The 17,478-nt window shown below is 41.1% G+C and carries 18 protein-coding genes; 9 read left to right on the forward strand and 9 right to left on the reverse strand.

Annotated features, from left to right (window positions below):
• Positions 1-30: 30 nt before the first annotated feature.
• Complete coding sequence (locus OCI93_RS04360) at positions 31-612, reverse strand: inner membrane-spanning protein YciB (protein WP_261592838.1); 582 nt, start codon at positions 610-612, stop codon at positions 31-33.
• A gap of 337 nt (positions 613-949) precedes the next feature.
• On the opposite strand from OCI93_RS04360, the gene OCI93_RS04365 reads away from it, so the two are divergent.
• Entirely contained in the window at positions 950-1,222 is a 273-nt protein-coding gene (locus tag OCI93_RS04365; protein ID WP_261625840.1) for an HU family DNA-binding protein, read from the forward strand.
• An 8-nt stretch (positions 1,223-1,230) separates the two neighbouring features.
• On the opposite strand, the gene trpA is transcribed toward OCI93_RS04365, so the two are convergent.
• The 6 genes from trpA to OCI93_RS04395 are packed head-to-tail and all read right to left on the reverse strand — an operon-like array spanning position 1,231 to position 7,765.
• Positions 1,231-2,037 carry a tryptophan synthase subunit alpha gene (gene trpA / locus OCI93_RS04370; protein ID WP_261592840.1) on the reverse strand — a complete coding sequence of 269 codons (807 nt, stop codon included), beginning with the start codon at positions 2,035-2,037 and terminating at the stop codon, positions 1,231-1,233.
• Positions 2,037-3,221 (reverse strand): tryptophan synthase subunit beta, encoded by a 1,185-nt coding sequence (gene trpB, locus OCI93_RS04375; RefSeq protein WP_261592841.1) that lies wholly within the window; start codon positions 3,219-3,221, stop codon positions 2,037-2,039. The genes trpA and trpB overlap by 1 nt, the downstream gene beginning before the upstream one ends.
• Positions 3,222-3,228: 7 nt before the next feature.
• The gene (gene trpCF / locus OCI93_RS04380) at positions 3,229-4,596 is read right to left on the reverse strand and encodes a bifunctional indole-3-glycerol-phosphate synthase TrpC/phosphoribosylanthranilate isomerase TrpF (protein WP_261625841.1); all 1,368 of its coding nucleotides are present in this window, start codon (positions 4,594-4,596) and stop codon (positions 3,229-3,231) included.
• Entirely contained in the window at positions 4,589-5,596 is a 1,008-nt protein-coding gene (gene trpD, locus OCI93_RS04385; RefSeq protein ID WP_261625842.1) for an anthranilate phosphoribosyltransferase, read from the reverse strand. Before trpD ends, trpCF begins: the two co-directional genes overlap by 8 nt.
• 8 nt (positions 5,597-5,604) lie before the next feature.
• Positions 5,605-6,195, reverse strand: coding sequence for an aminodeoxychorismate/anthranilate synthase component II (locus OCI93_RS04390; protein ID WP_261625843.1), 591 nt, complete (start codon positions 6,193-6,195; stop codon positions 5,605-5,607).
• Complete coding sequence (locus OCI93_RS04395) at positions 6,185-7,765, reverse strand: anthranilate synthase component 1 (RefSeq protein WP_261592845.1); 1,581 nt, start codon at positions 7,763-7,765, stop codon at positions 6,185-6,187. Before OCI93_RS04395 ends, OCI93_RS04390 begins: the two co-directional genes overlap by 11 nt.
• A 438-nt stretch (positions 7,766-8,203) precedes the next feature.
• On the opposite strand from OCI93_RS04395, the gene rnm reads away from it, so the two are divergent.
• Genes rnm through rluB form a run of 5 tightly spaced genes read left to right on the forward strand, consistent with a single transcriptional unit; the run spans position 8,204 to position 11,985 of the window.
• Positions 8,204-9,052 carry an RNase RNM gene (rnm, locus tag OCI93_RS04400; RefSeq protein WP_261625844.1) on the forward strand — a complete coding sequence of 283 codons (849 nt, stop codon included), beginning with the start codon at positions 8,204-8,206 and terminating at the stop codon, positions 9,050-9,052.
• Position 9,053: 1 nt separating this feature from the next.
• Positions 9,054-9,674, forward strand: a complete 621-nt coding sequence (locus OCI93_RS04405) for an L-threonylcarbamoyladenylate synthase (RefSeq protein ID WP_261592847.1) — start codon at positions 9,054-9,056, stop codon at positions 9,672-9,674.
• A 6-nt stretch (positions 9,675-9,680) separates the two neighbouring features.
• Entirely contained in the window at positions 9,681-10,484 is an 804-nt protein-coding gene (locus OCI93_RS04410; RefSeq protein ID WP_261592848.1) for a segregation and condensation protein A, read from the forward strand.
• Positions 10,485-10,534: 50 nt separating this feature from the next.
• On the forward strand, positions 10,535-11,122 hold the full coding sequence (gene scpB, locus OCI93_RS04415; RefSeq protein ID WP_261592849.1) for an SMC-Scp complex subunit ScpB: 588 nt from the start codon (positions 10,535-10,537) through the stop codon (positions 11,120-11,122).
• Entirely contained in the window at positions 11,122-11,985 is an 864-nt protein-coding gene (rluB, locus tag OCI93_RS04420; RefSeq protein WP_261592850.1) for a 23S rRNA pseudouridine(2605) synthase RluB, read from the forward strand. The genes scpB and rluB overlap by 1 nt, the downstream gene beginning before the upstream one ends.
• A gap of 86 nt (positions 11,986-12,071) precedes the next feature.
• Here the strand turns inward: rluB and OCI93_RS04425 are convergent, their stop codons facing one another.
• Together OCI93_RS04425 and OCI93_RS04430 are read right to left on the reverse strand one after the other, a co-directional pair.
• The gene (locus OCI93_RS04425) at positions 12,072-13,418 is read right to left on the reverse strand and encodes an amidohydrolase family protein (protein WP_261592851.1); all 1,347 of its coding nucleotides are present in this window, start codon (positions 13,416-13,418) and stop codon (positions 12,072-12,074) included.
• Between the two features lie 252 nt (positions 13,419-13,670).
• Entirely contained in the window at positions 13,671-14,534 is an 864-nt protein-coding gene (locus OCI93_RS04430; RefSeq protein ID WP_261625845.1) for a hypothetical protein, read from the reverse strand.
• Between the two features lie 161 nt (positions 14,535-14,695).
• Between OCI93_RS04430 and OCI93_RS04435 the strand changes: the two genes are divergently transcribed.
• From OCI93_RS04435 to OCI93_RS04445, 3 genes are all read left to right on the forward strand, one after another.
• Positions 14,696-15,088, forward strand: coding sequence for a tellurite resistance TerB family protein (locus tag OCI93_RS04435; RefSeq protein WP_261592853.1), 393 nt, complete (start codon positions 14,696-14,698; stop codon positions 15,086-15,088).
• A gap of 394 nt (positions 15,089-15,482) precedes the next feature.
• Positions 15,483-16,430: a homoserine O-succinyltransferase gene (locus OCI93_RS04440; protein ID WP_261592854.1), complete on the forward strand. Its 948-nt coding sequence runs from the start codon at positions 15,483-15,485 to the stop codon at positions 16,428-16,430.
• On the forward strand, positions 16,420-17,475 hold the full coding sequence (locus tag OCI93_RS04445) for a homocysteine S-methyltransferase family protein (RefSeq protein ID WP_261592855.1): 1,056 nt from the start codon (positions 16,420-16,422) through the stop codon (positions 17,473-17,475). The genes OCI93_RS04440 and OCI93_RS04445 overlap by 11 nt, the downstream gene beginning before the upstream one ends.
• Positions 17,476-17,478 lie beyond the last annotated feature (3 nt).

Raw genomic sequence — 17,478 nt, forward strand, 5'->3', positions numbered from 1 at the left:
TTGTGGCTCTAGCTTGAATACTTTAGAGTGCTATTTTTCGTCGGGTAGGTATTTATAAATGCGTACCATAGTAGCTAAAATAGCTAAAAAGGTTATGCCCATCAATCCGAAAACCTTGAAGTTTACCCACGTATCTAATGAAAAGTTATATGCTACATATAAGTTAAGAACAGAAATAAATGCTAAAAATACCATCCACATCATGTTCAGTTGTTCACAAATTGACTCTGGAATGGTAATTTCAAGCTGCGAACCACGGCCATTCTCTTTTTCATTGACTGTGTTAAGGAGCCCGAGCAGCGTTTTTTCAACTAGGTTTTTGTTAAAAATATAGCGAGAGATGAGTAATGATAAAGCAAGTAGTGCATAAATTACTGTGGCTTTCCACATAATAAAATGTTCATTTTGAAACAACACAGTCATGCCACCAAGCACCAGAGCAATAACGAAAAACACCCAATGCCTTGTGGCAATGTGGCCACTTTGTAAATAATAAAAGCCGAGCTGAATGATAGAAGCAATAATTAACACGCCTGTAGCCCAATAGATATCAACAAATTTATAGACGGCAAAAAATAAAATGAGTGGCAAGTATTCAAGCAATGCGGCCATTTATGGTCACCTATTCAATAACAATCCTTTGGTTTTACCAAGTTATTTAACGAAGTTCAAGATTGACATTTTGATGCTAACTCCTTAGCCTCTGCGGTTTTTATTATTTGTATCGTCAAAGTGTTGCATAATTAACCTGAGGTTAGGATAAGAATTTTGAAATAGTAAAGATGTAATAACTTACGTTATTTATCATCTGATTAAGATATTTTGTTCAGTATCAGGACGTTTTTATGCAGAAATAGTTGGCTATTACAAATAAAAACAACGCTGAGAGTGGACAACTTCGCTTACCAAGCGCTTAGGTTATTAAGCAACCCCTAATGAGAGTGTAGTAATGAATAAATCTCAATTGATAACAGCTATATCCACGCATAGTGAACTGACTAAAAAAGAGTCGCAGGATGCGCTGAATGCGCTGTTGTTTGTAATAAAAAAGCGTTTGTCGGAGGGAGATCAGGTGCCAATATCAGGGTTAGGTACTTTCGCATTGAGTTACCATCCAGCAAAAGCAGGGCGTAACCCAAGAACGGGAGAAGCAATCACCATTGCAGGGGCAAATAAAGTACAATTTAAGGCGGCTAAGGCGCTTAAAGACGCCTTAACCTGACTGTTGAGTTACTTTAATGTTGCTTCTTTCATTGCACTGACAAACTGTGTGAGTTCAGCTAACATGCGCTCAGGTTCACTAAGGTGTTGCTCAATAATTTTAACCACAGCTGAGCCACTAATTGCACCAGCAGCACCTGAGTCAAGCGCTGCTTTTACATGCTCGGGTGTTGAAACACCAAAACCAAGTAAAGTTGGCGCAGCGTGATATTCTTTAAGTTTGCTGATTATAGAGTCCGCTGGTATTTGAACGCTGGTGTCAGTCCCTGTTACGCCTGCGCGTGACAGCAAGTAAGTATATCCTCGACCATAGCTGGCACACTCTCGAAGTGTGTCATCATTGGCGTTAGGCGTGGCAATAAAAATAGGCTCAATACCTACACTTTGTGCGGCATGTCGAAACAGTTTTGACTCATGTAGCGGTACATCTGCTACGAGGATTGAATCCACACCCGCTTCTTTTGCTTGCTGATAAAAGGTATCAATCCCTTTAGCAAAAATAAGATTAGAATAAAGTAATAATCCAATAGGAATATCAGCATTGTATTGGCGTACTTGCTTGATTATTTCAAAGCAATCTTGGGTATTAATGTTTTGCTCTAATGCTCTAATGTTTGCAGCTTGGATAACCGGGCCATCGGCAATCGGATCTGAAAATGGAATACCCAGCTCTAACGCATCAGCGCCACCATCAATCAAGCTTTTTATAATATCAAGGCTAAGTGCTTTATTTGGGTCGCCTATGGTGACAAAAGGAACAAAAGCCCCTTGGTTTTGTTCAGCCAAGGCATTAAACGTTTGGGCGTAACGGCTCATTACAGTTCTCCTCGCTCATTTAAAACTTGATGTACATGGGCCAAATCTTTATCACCACGGCCACTTAGGTTTACTACAATAATTGTTTCTTCGGTTTGTTGTTCTGCATATTTTAGTGCGTACGCTAACGCGTGACTAGACTCAAGCGCTGGAATGATACCTTCATTTTTTGCTAAAGATTGAAATGCATTAAGCGCCTCGGTATCAGTAATAGCCACGTACTGCGCACGACCTGTTTCGTGTAAATAAGCATGTTGAGGGCCTACCGCAGGGTAATCTAAGCCAGCGGACACTGAGTAAGACTCTTCAATTTGCCCATCTGAGTTTTGCATAATGTAAGTATAAGCGCCGTGTAATATACCTTTAGTGCCTTTACACAAGGCAGCACCATGCTCTTGTGTGTCTAAGCCCTTACCAGCGGGCTCTATGCCGATAAGTTTTACACTTGGGTCATTAATAAAGTCACTAAACATGCCAATCGCATTTGAACCACCACCCACACACGCCATCACTACGTCAGGCAAACGGCCTTCAGTGTTGAGTACTTGCTGCTTGGCTTCTTCACCAATCATCTTTTGAAACTCTCGAACAACGGTGGGGAAAGGATGAGGGCCTGCCGCAGTACCAAGTAAATAATGCGCTGTTTGGTAGTTAGCTGACCAATCACGCATTGCTTCATTTACGGCATCTTTCAATGTGCCAGAGCCTGCCGTAACTGGAATAACCTCAGCGCCCATCAAACGCATTCTAAATACGTTCGGTTGTTGACGCTCTACGTCTTTTGCGCCCATGTAAACACGACACTTTAAGCCAAGCAGTGCGCAGGCTAAAGCGGTTGCTACGCCATGTTGACCCGCGCCAGTTTCAGCAATCACCTCTTTTTTACCCATACGCTTGGTAAGCAAAGCTTGACCTAATACTTGATTGGTTTTGTGAGCCCCGCCATGGAGTAAATCTTCGCGTTTAAGATACAGTTTTACTTTTGGGTTTTTGACAAGGTTACGCGTTAAGGTTAAAGGCGTAGGGCGTCCAGCATACTCATTGAGTAACTGATGAAATTCCTGTAAAAAGTCAGGATCTTTTTGTGCATTATTAAACTCTTGCTCAAGTTGTTTGAGCGCAGGAACGAGTAATTCAGGGACATACATGCCACCAAAATCACCAAAATAAGCTGCGTTGTTCATTTCCACCTCAATAATTTCTAATGTTTGCAAAAGCAGCCTGAAGTTTCTTCTGGCACTTTTTACCGGGGCTTTGTTCAACCCCTGAATTTAAATCTAATCCCTGCGCGCCAAGCTTGGCGGCAGCAATGACATTATCTGGATTTAGTCCACCAGCAAGCATAAAGTTGCTGGCTGTTTGTTCGGTTAATAATTGCCAGTCAAATGATTGGCCAGTGCCCCCGAAGCCATTGCTCGTTTTGGTATCGTAAAGATGTTTATCCACCCCTTTTATAGGCTCAGGTAGCGTTGTGCTAATACCCTGAGCTTTCCAAATTTGGCAGCTAATAGGTAACTGGTTTCTTAGTGCATTGATATAAGCTTCATCTTCTTGTCCATGCAGTTGTACAGCGCTGAGCTTGAGTAATTGTGCATATTCTGCGACTTGGGCTAATTGTGCGTTAACAAACACCCCTACATACTTAAGTGGGGCGCTCTCTACAATAGCTTTTGCACAATCTAAATCTACATAACGTTCAGATTTAGGGTAAAAGATCAATCCACCATAAAGTGCACCAGCATCATAAGTCGCTTGCGCATCTTGGCAACGTGTTAAACCACAAACTTTATTTTCCCCTAAAATCAGCTTACGACAAGCAGCTTCTAAGTTTTGCTCTGCCATTAATGAACTGCCTACTAAAAAGCCGTCACACAGCGGTGCTAATCGTTTCACATCTTGATGGGTATAAATGCCGGATTCTGAAATCACCACTTTACCTTTAGGGATCAGTTTTTTAAGCTGCTCAGTGGTGGCTAAATCAGTTGTTAAGTCTCTTAGATTACGATTATTAATCCCAATAATTTGGGCATTAAGTGTTAGTGCACGTGCGACTTCTTGTTCATTACTTACTTCGGTTAACACGGCCATGCTGAGTGATTTTGCAACTTGAGCTAGGCTATGGTATTGCTCATCATCCAGTACAGATAGCATGAGTAAAATGGCATCGCCGCCATTTAATCTGGCTAAGTATACTTGGTATTCATCAATGAAAAAGTCTTTACAAATAATTGGTTGTTCAACCTTTTGACGTACATAACTTAAGTAATCAAAGCTACCTTGAAAATACTTTTCATCAGTTAATACACTGATACAACTGGCATAGCGCTTATAAACACGGGTAATTTCATCAAGGTCAAAATTCTCTCGTATCAGCCCCTTAGAGGGGGATGCCTTTTTACACTCTAAAATAAACTGTGTACCGGCCTTGGCTAGCGCTGCGTAAAAATCACGTTGTGTTGGTTGTACTTTATGTTTGAACGAATCTAATGAAAACTCAGCTTTACGCTTTTCAAGTTCTATACGTTTATCGGCAACGATTTTTTCTAGTACATTAGGCATTGTTACTTACCTCTACAATTTGTGCCAATTTTTCATGGGCGATACCGGAGTTTAATACTTCAAGCACTTGCTCAGTAGCCACTTTAAAGTTGTCCGCTTTTTGTTCCATTACTAATAATGCAGCAACATTGACAGCAATCGCGGCATTATGTGCCACATGACCTTTGCCTGTTAAAATATCTAGGCTGGCTTTGGCATTATACTCTGGCGTATCACCGGCAATGTCAGCAAGCGAATAGTTTTCAAGACCAAAGTCTTGCGCATTGAGAGTATATTGTGTCAGTTCGCCTTGATTAAGCTCAGTGACTTGCGTTGGGCCATGTAAAGCAATTTCGTCAGTGCCCGCACCGTGAACGACCATCGCACGCTCTGTTCCTAGTGTTTTTAATGTTTGCGCCATTGGAGCACACAGTTGCGGATCGTATACACCTAATAGCTGTGTTTGTGGTGCTGCTGGGTTGGCTAATGGGCCAAGAATATTGAAAATAGTACGTGTTTTTAACGTGGTGCGAACCGCCATCGCGTGTTTTGTGCCTTGATGATAGTTTGGGGCAAATAAAAACGTAAAGCCGGTTTGTGCAAGGCATTTGCTAGCAATGTCACTATCCATATCTAAGTTTATGCCAAGCGTTCTTAATAAATCAGCCGAGCCTGATTTACTTGATACGCTACGGTTACCATGTTTGACTACATTAAGGCCACAGGCAGCTGCAACAATGGCTGCAGTTGTGCTCACGTTAATGGTATTAGCGCCATCCCCACCAGTGCCACAGCTATCGACACAATGCAGACCTTGGGTATTAAAAGCTTTTGCATTTTTGCGCATGGCATTTGCAGCGCCTGCTATTTCTTGAGCTGATTCGCCTTTGATTTTTAGCGCGATTAATACAGCGGTTAATTCTATATCGTTAAGCTGGCCAAGCATAATCTGATTGAATAGGGCGCTGCTTTGTTCATAGTCTAACGATTGTTGTGCGATTAATGTGTTAATACTATCCATGATAACTCCTAACGCGTTAAATAGGCGATGCTTTGCTGCAATAGGCGGGCACCATCTGGGGTTAATATTGATTCAGGGTGAAATTGGTAGCCGAGCACTTTGTCTTCGCTGTGGTAAATCGCCATGGGTATATCCTGATATTGGGCAATGACTTTCAGCGAGTCAGGCACATGTGTGGCCATCAACGAGTGGTAGCGAGCGACAGGGAACTGCGCCCCAAGCCCATCAAAAACAGGGTGCGGCTGTGCATCAATGATAGACGCTTTGCCATGAACTGTTTCTCCTGCATGGCCTATGGTACCGCCATAGCTTTGCGTGAGTGCTTGCTGCCCTAAGCAAATACCTAGTATGGGGAATTTGCCTTTGCACAATGCAACTAACTCTAATAAGCAGCCTGCTTGTGCAGGGGTTCCCGGACCGGGCGAGAGTACCAAAATAACCGGTTGCTGCTCTTTACTCATTTTCTCAAAAATTCGTTGTGCACTTAAATGGTTGCGATACACCACCATATCAAGCCCTAAGAGGGTTAACTCATCGACCAAGTTGTAGCTAAAGGAATCAAAATTATCTAAAAAATAAACCTTTGTATTACTGTTCATCACTCACTCCTTGATAGGTAGACTGCACGGCTTTAATAACAGCTTGTGCTTTTGCGCGTGTTTCATCCGCTTCAGCTTGAGGGATAGAGTCATAAACCACCCCCGCACCTGCTTGTACATATGCGGTGGCATTTTTTACAAATGCTGAGCGAATTACGATACATGAGTCCATCGCGCCATCACCCGTTAGATAGCCGACGGCACCGCCGTAGCTACCTCTGCGTTTTTTCTCTACGTGACGAACTAATTGAGCGGCTTTGACTTTAGGGGCACCCACTAAAGTGCCCATATTCATACAAGCTTGGTATGCGTGCAGTGCATCAAGGTCGGGTTTTAGCTGACCTACGACACGAGACACCAAGTGCATTACTTGAGAGTAGCGGTCTACCTTTAATAATTCTTTGGCATGGCGCGTACCTGCAACACTAATGCGTGCGATATCATTACGAGCAAGGTCTACCAACATTAAATGCTCCGCGCGCTCCTTTTGATCATTACGCAGTTCTAACTCGATACGGCTGTCTAAATCAGGGTTAATGCGTCCGTCAACAAATTTACCGCGTGCTCGTGTGCCTGCAATGGGATAAATCTCGACTTGATTACTGTTAGTATCGTATTTTAAAGCCGACTCTGGCGAGGCTCCAAACAGCACAAAGTCTTGGTCTTGCATGTAAAACATGTAAGGGCTTGGGTTTTGTTGTTTTAGCTGTTGATAGGCTGCAAGTGGTTGAGCACAAGGCAATGAAAATGTTCGAGATGGTACTACTTGAAAGATATCACCATCAATAATATTTTCTTTCAATTGTGCAACTTGTTCACAAAACGTTGCATCGTCGATATTCACGTGTACATTAGCTTTGCCTGCGTTAGGCCCGGCAAAGTAAGGGGTAAGTTCGTCACAACGGGCATTAAGTTGTTCAAGCTGTTTGCCAACTTCAAAGCAGTTTGCATGCACGTCTGGACCATTAAATACGTTGCCGATTAGCTCTGTGGTTTGCGCTTGGTGATCAATCAATACCAAAGTCTCGGCTAAGTAAAATACGTAATCTGGGCAGGTATTTTCACCATTAGGTACATCGGGTAATTGCTCAAAATTGGCCACCATGTCATAGGCAAATACACCACCCAAGAATACCGATAGTGGCGTGTCTGAGTTACGTTTAATACTGTTAATGCAGGTCCGAAGTGCGCTAAAGGCATTGTCGGCTTTGAGTTTGCTAACTTCATCTAAATCATCATCAATACCTTGATAAGTGAGTGTCAGCGTATCTGCATGTAACTCACTTAGGCAATTGGCTACTTTGTCTTGCAAAAAAGCAAGTAATTGTTGACCATTGTTTGAAAGTGCTTTTACCGTAACCTGTTTGCCAACACATTCAATACGCAGTGCTGCATCAGCGAGAATAATGCTTTTGACATTATCTTTTGAATCAATTTCTGCTGACTCTAACAGCAGTGAATTATTTTTCCCCAGTGATGCATATAAAGACAGCGGGCTACTTATATAGTCGCGCCTTTGTCGTATGCTGGTCACTTCACCTGGAGTTGTTGTAATGTGACTAAATATCAAACCTCATTCCCCTAAAAATAAAAAACCCCACTAACTGTTTAGGCTTAGCGGGGTTGTTAACTTGATACAACAATACCGTCCCGCTAAGCCAGGCACCACCACCAACCAATTGTAGTTATATTGTCGAACATTGTTTTTCCTAAAATTTAGATATAAAAAAACCCGCTTATATAGCGGGTTTAAACTTTCGTTAAGACACAACGAAACACCCGCAAATTACGAGCGCCACCACCAGATTTTGTTTTTATTGTTTGTTGATGTCATGATTCTATACGTTTAGATGTCTTTAGTGGGTACAGTAAACCGCACTGTTTGATATTCTGTCAACCCTTTTGCAAACAAAATTTAAACAAAAAGAAAAAATAGTCGAAGGTTGTCGTAGAAACCAGTGATACAATGGCGCTTTAAGACAAAATCATAAATTCACAAAGGGTTAATGTGATAAAATACGACTTACATAGTCATACCACTTTTTCTGATGGTCGTTTAAGCGTGGCAGAGCTGCTTGAGCGCGCAACAGAAAAAGGCGTTGATGTGCTAGCCATCACCGATCATGATACTACCGCAGCGATAATACCTGCAAAAACATACATAGATGAAAATTCATTAAATTTAAAGTTAATTTCAGGTGTTGAAATATCTACTAAATGGCATAGCTTTGAGATTCATATCGTTGGCTTAGCGGTTAATATTGAACACCCTCAGTTAGTTGCATTGCTACAGCAGCAACAAGCTAAAAGACAAGCGCGTGCAGAAGAAATAGGTAAACGTTTGACAAAAAACGGCTATGAGGGTGTTTATGAGCGTGCTAAGGAGTTGGCTGGGAAAGCGCAAATCACGCGTGCTCACTTTGCAGCCGCTTTAGTTGAACAAGGTGTAGCAAAGAACATTCAAGGTGTGTTTAAAAAGTTCCTAGCACGTAATAAAATAGGTTATGTTCCGAGTCAGTGGTGTGACATGGCTACGGCAATTGAAGCTATTAAAGCGGCAGGTGGGGTAAGCATTGTAGCGCACCCAGCACGGTATCAGATGTCGAACAAATGGTTGCGTAAGTTACTTGATGAATTTTCTCAAGCTGGTGGTCAAGCCATGGAAGTAGCACAGCCTCAGCAAGCGCCATCAGAACGTCAATTTTTAGGGCAATTAAGCCAAGAGTATAATTTGTTTGCGAGTCAAGGATCAGACTTTCATTATCCCATGCCTTGGTTAGATTTAGGAAAAAACCTATACTTACCAAAAGATTGCCAAGGTGTTTGGCAGTTTTGGCAGGCTAACGAGGAGTGTTAACATGAGCCATTTTTTCCATATCCATCCAGAAAACCCACAAGCTCGGCTCATAAAGCAGGCAGCTGAAATCATTCGCCAAGGTGGTGTTGTTGTTTATCCTACTGATTCAGGTTATGCAATAGGCTGTAACATAGGTAATAAGCAGGCAAAAGAACGAATAGAGCGTATTCGCGGTATTGAAAAGCACCATAATTTTACCCTTATGTGTCGTGATTTATCAGAGCTTGCAACGTATGCAAGAGTTGATAACCAGATGTTTCGATTGATAAAAAATAATACACCTGGGCCTTACACCTTTATCTTTAAAGGCACAAAAGAGGTCCCTAAACGTTTATTAAATGATAAAAAGAAAACCATCGGTATTCGTGTCACAGATCATCCAATCACATCGGCACTTCTAGCCGAATTGGGTGAGCCAATTATGTCTTGTTCGCTGATTCTACCTGGTGAGCAGTTTACTGAGTCAGATCCTGATGAGATCCGTATGAGAATTGAAAAGCAGGTAGATCTTATTATTCACGGTGGCTTTTTGATTGAGCAAGCTACCACGGTTGTTGATTTATCAGAAGATAACATTGAGATATTACGGGCTGGCTGTGGTGATACTTCAGTATTCGAGTAATCGGCTGTGAAAGAAGTACAACAGCAGCAAAAATTGCCTTTAGCTTTTTTAAATGGTGAAGCCGTTGTTGAGAAGCCCGAGGATCTTTATATTCCTCCTGATGCATTGGAAGTTATATTAGAGACGTTTGAAGGTCCGCTAGATCTCTTGCTGTACCTAATTAAAAAGCACAAATTAGACATTTTACAACTGCCAGTTCTAAGCATTACTGAGCAATATGTTGCTTATGTTGAGTTAATGAAAGATTTGCAATTAGAGCTTGCTGGTGAGTATTTGGTTATGGCTGCGCTTTTGGCTCAAATCAAGTCGCGTATGTTGTTGCCTGTGCACGAGGAATTAGAAGAGGAAGAAGACCCAAGAGCCGAGTTAGTAAGGCGCTTACAAGAATATGAGCAATTTAAACGCGCCGCTGAGAATTTAGATGCGCTCCCGCGTGTAGAGCGAGATATTTTTACTGCCCATGCGTTAGTTGATGAGTCAGCAGAACCTGAACCGGTCCTGCCTATTATTGAACTAAAAGAGTTGGTTTTAGCATTGGGAGATGTAATGGCCAGAGCTAAAACGTTTGAGCATCATCATATCAGTGCAGAAGTGCTGTCGACCAGAGAACGAATGAGCCAAATTCTACAATATTTGTCTGAACATGTTGGGCCTTGTGCTTTTAATACATTGTTTAAAGTTGAAGAAGGGCGCAGTGGCGTAGTTGTTACGTTTATTGCAATGTTGGAGTTGTTGAAAGAGCAATTGATCAATTGTGTACAAGTTGCGTCTAATAGCCAAATTTATTTGAGCTTGCAGCTACAACAGTAGTGCAACCTCTGTCATAATAAACGTCTGTGTGTTGAAAAGGCTGCAAGGGTATGACCACACGTCGAATTAGCGATGAGCAATTAATTGAGCTAATAGAAGCGGCTATTTTTGTTGCTGATAAACCGCTGTCAAAAAAACGTTTAAAAGAAACTGTTTTACAAGATATTGCGGTTTCTAATACTCGTGTAGATAAAGCCTTGGATAGTATTTTTGAGCATTATCAAACACGTGGTATTCGCCTTGTTGAAGTTGCCACAGGTTTTCGTTTTCAAGCATGTGCGAGCTTAAGCCCTTGGTTAAGTAACTTATTTCAAGAAAAAGCACCGAAGTATTCGCGCGCCACTTTGGAAACGATGGCACTGATAGCTTATCGTCAGCCTATTACGCGTGGAGAAATAGAGCAAGTTCGAGGTGTTACTGTAAGTTCTAATATTATCAAGAGTTTACAAGAAAGAGAGTGGATAAAAGTTGTTGGGTATAAAGAAGTACCTGGCAAACCCGCATTATATGCAACCACAAAGCAATTTTTAGATTATTTTTCTTTATCTGGTTTAAACATGTTGCCTAGATTACCGGAGCAACATCGAGTGAAAATAGATCAGATGTTGAACGATCCTTCTGTGAGAGAACCATCTTAATGAGTGAAAAGTTACAAAAAGTATTAGCAAGAGCCGGTGTGGGATCACGCCGGGAAATGGAAAAGTATATCGAAGCAAACCGTGTTAGTGTTGATGGTAAGGTAGCTAAGTTAGGCGACCGCGTTGAAGAAAATGCGATAATTCGTGTTGATGGACACATTGTTAAAATTGAGCAAAAAGAAGACAGAATTTGTCGTGTGATCATGTACCACAAACCTGAAGGTGAGCTGTGTACACGTAAAGACCCAGAAGGCCGTCGTACCGTATTTGATAGGTTACCTCGTATTGATGGTGATCGCTGGATAGCCATCGGACGCCTCGATATTAATACATCAGGACTTTTGTTGTTTACCAACGATGGTGAGTTAGCCAACCGTTTAATGCACCCTAAATATGAAGTTGAACGTGAATATTCAGCACGCGTATTTGGAGAGGTTACTAACGATACACTTAACAACTTAACCAAGGGTGTTGAATTAGAAGATGGTCTGGCAAAATTCCTTAAAATAAAGCCAATGGGCGGTGAGGGTATTAATAAGTGGTTTAACGTTAGCCTGACAGAAGGCCGTAATCGAGAAGTTAGACGTTTATGGCAATCACAAGATGTGGAAGTGTCACGCTTAATTCGTATCCGTTATGGTAAGTTAGAGCTCGATAAACGCTTACCACAAGGCGGCTGGGAAGAGCTTAAGCTGGAAGAAGTGAATTACTTACGTAAGTCGGTGCAATTGCGTAATGAAACAGAAACCAAATTATCGGTCATGCCAGAGAAACGCAAAGACAAACGAGCCAAAATTAATCAAATTCGCAAAGCCGTTAAAAAGCACAACCAACGTGTGCAAAAGCCAAAAAAACGTACATAGTCAGACTGACTATTCATAGAAAAACCCGCTTAATGCGGGTTTTTTTAGTTCTACAGTGGCTAGTCTTACAGTTTGTTTATTGAGCTTTATAGTTTGCTAAGACTCGGGTCATTTTGCACTACTATATTGCCACTTTTTACTACTAGCGCTATTTGTTGAGTATTTAAAATGTCGTCAACAGGGGATGCATTTAAGATTACAAAATTGGCATGCTCCCCTTCGTTAAAGCCACTTTTGATACCTAAAAAGTCTGCCGAATGTGTGGTTGCTGATGCAATTGCTTGCAGCGGTGAAATACCTGCATCGGTCAGTAGTTTCATTTCTCTGTGCACAGAATATCCTTGAACGGTATTCCAATTTCCAGCATCGGTGCCTACCAAAACCTTAACGCCAGCATCACTCATTGCCTTAACAGCATTAAGCGTAACTTCATTTCTTTGTTGAAAACTCGTCTTACGGTCTTGGTATTTAGCAATTAAATCATTGGCGCGGTAGGCAGAAATTAAAGTGTCTGGCACAAGTTCTGTCAGTAATGGAGAGTTTAGTACTGAAGGGTCAAATAAGTAGTTCACGAAATCGTTATGAACGGATAACGTAGGTATAATTGCAACGTCAGCGTTTGCCATCAAATCAGCAATGTCTTTCGGTATTTCGCCCCTTGGCACGTGAGTTACTGCTGAAACACCGACTTTGGCTGCATCTCTAATATCTTGCCAAGTTTTTATATGTGCAATGCTTTTAATGCCCAGCTTTTTAGACTCTTGAACTAATTGCGCAAACACTGCTTTAGAAATAGAAGGTTGGTCATCGCTCGGTTGATAAACAATCTTAATTACATCGGGTTTTTGCTTTGCAAGTTCCGCCATTTGCTTCTGCGCTTGCTTAACAGTACTGACGGTTCTTGTTGTAATGCCATATTCTGAGCAATGTCCTTTAGGCGCCGTAAAGCAAGTTAGACTGGCATAGATATCTGCACCAACAAACTCGCCATTTCGTTGTCGATTTCTGACAGCAACAAGTGCGGTTTCATCTCCAAATAAGTCAACCAAGCCTGTGACGCCAGCTTTTAATACTCTTTGTGAAACACCTTGAGTTCCAGGGGCATCATTTTTAGCATTTGGTATAAAATTACCAAATGAATGGGTATGCATATCTATCAGCCCTGGGATCCCCCATTTACCTTGTAAGTCAATGACTTTGCCTGGAAAGTTATCTGACAAAGCATTCACATTAGCGATGACAATGCCTTCTCTTATGATTATGGCTTTGCTTTCAAAGCCATGGCTTTGATTAAAAAACTGGCCGTTCACATAGGCGATATCTTGTTGAGCGTATTTATTTTGTGTGGCTTTTTGCTCAGAAGACACGCAGCCAAGTAGTAGGGTTGTATAAATGATAACTGCGACAGATTTTATATTTATTAGCGAAAACATGCAGAAAACTCCAAAATCCATTTATTTAAAAACAGGTGTGGCTGTAATTGTTTTGGACTCACACCACTATAATCAGGCTGAGTTGTAATTAGTTTGAAATTCGACGTGTAATGCATTAGCTGTACGTTTAATTTTCAAACAGTATCATATAGATTTACGCCGATTTACACAATGGTTATTTTGAAATCAGTGTGTGGAATATTTCAATATATTCATGTGGTTACCTAAAGTAAGATCACAAGTCTTAGGTGATTATTCTGGTGTATTTTGCGGTAAAATTGCGCGCCAATCATTTACAGTGTCATTAAAAAAACCACATTGACGGTATGCTTGTTCAATAAACCCTTGGGCTCTTAACTTTTTGATTCCAGACTGTAGTGCTAAAAATGTTTGCTCTGCTAACGGGTGTGAGCGTGATACTGCAAAGTGGCGGCTGTCTTGTAGTGGCACTTTTATTCCATTAATAGCTTCAATAGAGTAACCGTTACCACTGTACTGAAAGGGTATTTGGTTGTTGAACGGCACTAACATGGCGTCAACCCAGCCTCGGCTGACCATTTTTGCCATTACAATCCAATCGGACTCATCTACTAGCGACTTTGGCTTTAATGCTTTAAGTGTGTGCCAGTCCGCATGCCAAGCGCTGCTTGACACAAAGGTTACTTTTGAAAGACCGTTATCAATTTTATCTTTCATGGCCTTTAGGTTATTTTTTTTGGTATACACGCCTGCAACGTATTCACCTTTGCGAATAATAGGGTCTGAAATATACAGTTTACTACTATATTTTTTGGCAGTTTGTAACCAAATGGTATCAAAACCAACTAACAACAAGCCATTAATGAGTAGCTTAATATTTCTTGCATCATAATTACCAAGGTGAAAGTTAAATTTTAAGTCAATACCACCTAACTTGAGTGCTTTTTGGATCAGGACAAACTCAACAACATCTCTTTGACATAATGGGTGATTAAAGTCTTTAATATCATGTACTGATTGATCCCCAAGTATAATCTGCGCGTAATGGTATATGTCTTTCTCTATTGTTATTGATACCTCAGTAGCATTTACAGCGGTGCTGTATAGGGTGAATAGTAGAATTAATATTAGATGCATAAACCTTCCAAATTAAAGCCTTAGTACTTTTAAGTGTAGTGGAGTCGCTGATGATGAGAGTTTTTAATGTGACATTTAGCAATTTGTCTAATATGGTAGTACAGCGCTATGGTGATTTAGTCGCATGTACATCGTTAACTAAATTCAAGGAGTAAGGAATTATGAAATTTGAACAATTACTTAACCACTTTGATAGTGGCATTTGTGTTGAGCAGCTACAAAAAGAGTCTCTTCTCGACTTAGCACTATTATTTGTTGCTATTGATGGCTCAGTATCTGACTCGGAATTAAATGTGGTCAGAGAGTGGGCGGCGACGCTTAAATGGAACTCAGCAGTCAGTATGGATAATTATATTACCGATATGACTGGTAAATGTGTTCATGCGGTTAAAACAGCAGATGTCGAAGCGTTCATTCAACATCGGGTGAAGTATATTATTGATCGGCCAATGCGAGAGTTAGCATTAAAAATTGTACAAGAAGTTATCGACGCAGATGGAAAATTAGATGCAAGTGAAAAGTCAGCAATGGAGTTTTTGGAAGAGCAAGTGTAGGTTATAACTTGTTGTTCCTTTTCATTACGACTTGTTAAGTATTTTTATTACAATGGGTTAGATAACTACTCTGTCGAATTTTAGTCGAGCTATTGCGATGGCCTTTGCGTGCTCAAAACCATATCACGTGTTCTTTTGAATCTAACCACCTCCAGTTATAGCTCATATCAACTCAGCTTCAAATATTGAGCGACACTCTATCAACCCCTAGAATTTCAATTTATAAGTTATATGACTATGCATTTTGCAAGCGACTTGGTATTACAATAAACAAGATTTGCTGGAAATAGAGTTGGTTAATTTGCCTGCTCATTCGGACGTCTAAACATCTAGAGGTTGATATTTTTAGGATTCCATTCATAATGTCAGCTAAATTAAGGATGGGGAGTGAAGTATGCCAATTACAGTAAAAGACGAATTGCCAGCAATTGTGCACTTGCGTCAAGAAAATGTGTTCGTGATGCCAAAAAGCCGCGCAAAAACCCAAGAGATCCGCCCAATGCGTTTGGCTATTTTAAATTTAATGCCAAACAAAGTAGAAACTGAGGTGCAGTTTATTCGTTTATTGGCAAACTCTCCGCTACAAGTGAATGTTGATTTGTTGCGCTTAGATACGCATAGAAGTTCAGATAACTCCGGACAACATTTAGATATGTTTTATCGTTACTTTTCAGATGTAAAAGAGCAAAATTACGATGCGCTTATAGTTACCGGTGCTCCACTTGCGCACCTTGAGTACGATGAAGTAATTTACTGGCAGGAGCTAAAAGAGTTTTTTGACTGGGCAGAGCACCATGTCACCTCAACTTTATTTTCATGTTGGGCTGCACATGCGGGGCTTTATCATCATCATGGACTTAAACGAACGCTGATGAAAAATAAGTTATGTGGCGTTTTTAAACATCAGTGTCATTTCGAGCATGGCGCCTTGACTCGGGGTTTTGATGACGAATTTTTGGTTCCCCATTCGCGCTATGGGCATATTGACCCTACGCAAATTGCGGACAATAAAAATCTAGTAACACTGGCTGGATCGCAAACGGTGGGGGCTTACTTAGTTAAAAATGTTTCAGGTAGCCAAGTATATTTAACTGGGCACCCAGAATATGATGCTGATACACTACTAAAAGAGTACCAGCGTGATGTTGCTAAAAATGCGGATGCACCTAAACCTAAGCATTACTTTCCAAATGATGATACCACGCAAAAACCAGCTAAAACGTGGCAAAGCCACGCCTTTTTGTTATTCTCCAATTGGTTAAACTATTATGTTTACCAGACAACGCCCTATGATATTAACCTCGTTAGCCACGATGTAAGGACTAACAATTATGCCGAATAAACGCACAGCCTTAACTGAGGCGTTAAAACAACGTATTTTAATTCTTGATGGTGCAATGGGTACCATGATCCAAGAACATAAACTTGAAGAGCAAGACTACCGAGGTGAACGGTTTAAAGATTGGCATGTACTTATCAAAGGTAATAATGATTTACTTAGTTTGACTAAACCAGAGGTGATTGAAAAAATTCACCGAGATTTCTTACAAGCCGGTGCTGATATCATTGAAACCAATACATTTAATGCAACTACAATTTCAATGGAAGATTATGATATGGCCAGTGTCAGTAAGGAAATTAACCTTGCTTCTGCTACACTAGCAAGAGCGCTTTGTGACGAGTTTACGGCGCAAAACCCAGCCAAGCCTCGTTTCGTAGCGGGTGTGTTAGGACCGACTTCTAAAACGTGCTCTATTTCTCCAGATGTGAATGACCCAGGTTATCGTAATGTAACATTCGACCAACTTGTTAAAGCTTATGTAGAATCTACTTTGGCATTGATGGAAGGGGGCGTTGATCTTATTTTAATCGAAACGATATTTGATACGCTAAATGCAAAAGCAGCTTCATTTGCAGTGGAAGAAGCGTTTGAGCAAGCTGGTAGAACATTACCGGTGATGATATCAGGCACGATTACAGATGCTTCAGGGCGAACATTGTCAGGTCAAACAACCGAAGCTTTCTATAATTCTATTCGGCACATTAAACCGCTCTCAATTGGCTTGAACTGTGCGCTTGGACCTGACTTGTTGCGCCAGTACGTGGTTGAGTTATCACGGGTGTGTGAAACTTTTACTTCCGTTCACCCAAATGCGGGTTTGCCAAATGAATTTGGTGAGTATGATTTAGAAGCACCTGAAATGGCAAAAGAAATCATTGATTGGGGCAAAGAAGGGTTGATTAACATTGTTGGGGGGTGCTGTGGCACAACGCCCGCTCACATTAAAGCATTTGCAGATGGCTTGGCACAAATTGCTCCTCGACAATTACCTGAGCTTGAAGTGCGTATGCGCTTAGCTGGGCTTGAAGCTTGTAACTTGAATTAGGAA

The sequence above is a fragment of the Pseudoalteromonas holothuriae genome (assembly GCF_945859825.1).
GTDB lineage: Bacteria > Pseudomonadota > Gammaproteobacteria > Enterobacterales > Alteromonadaceae > Pseudoalteromonas > Pseudoalteromonas holothuriae.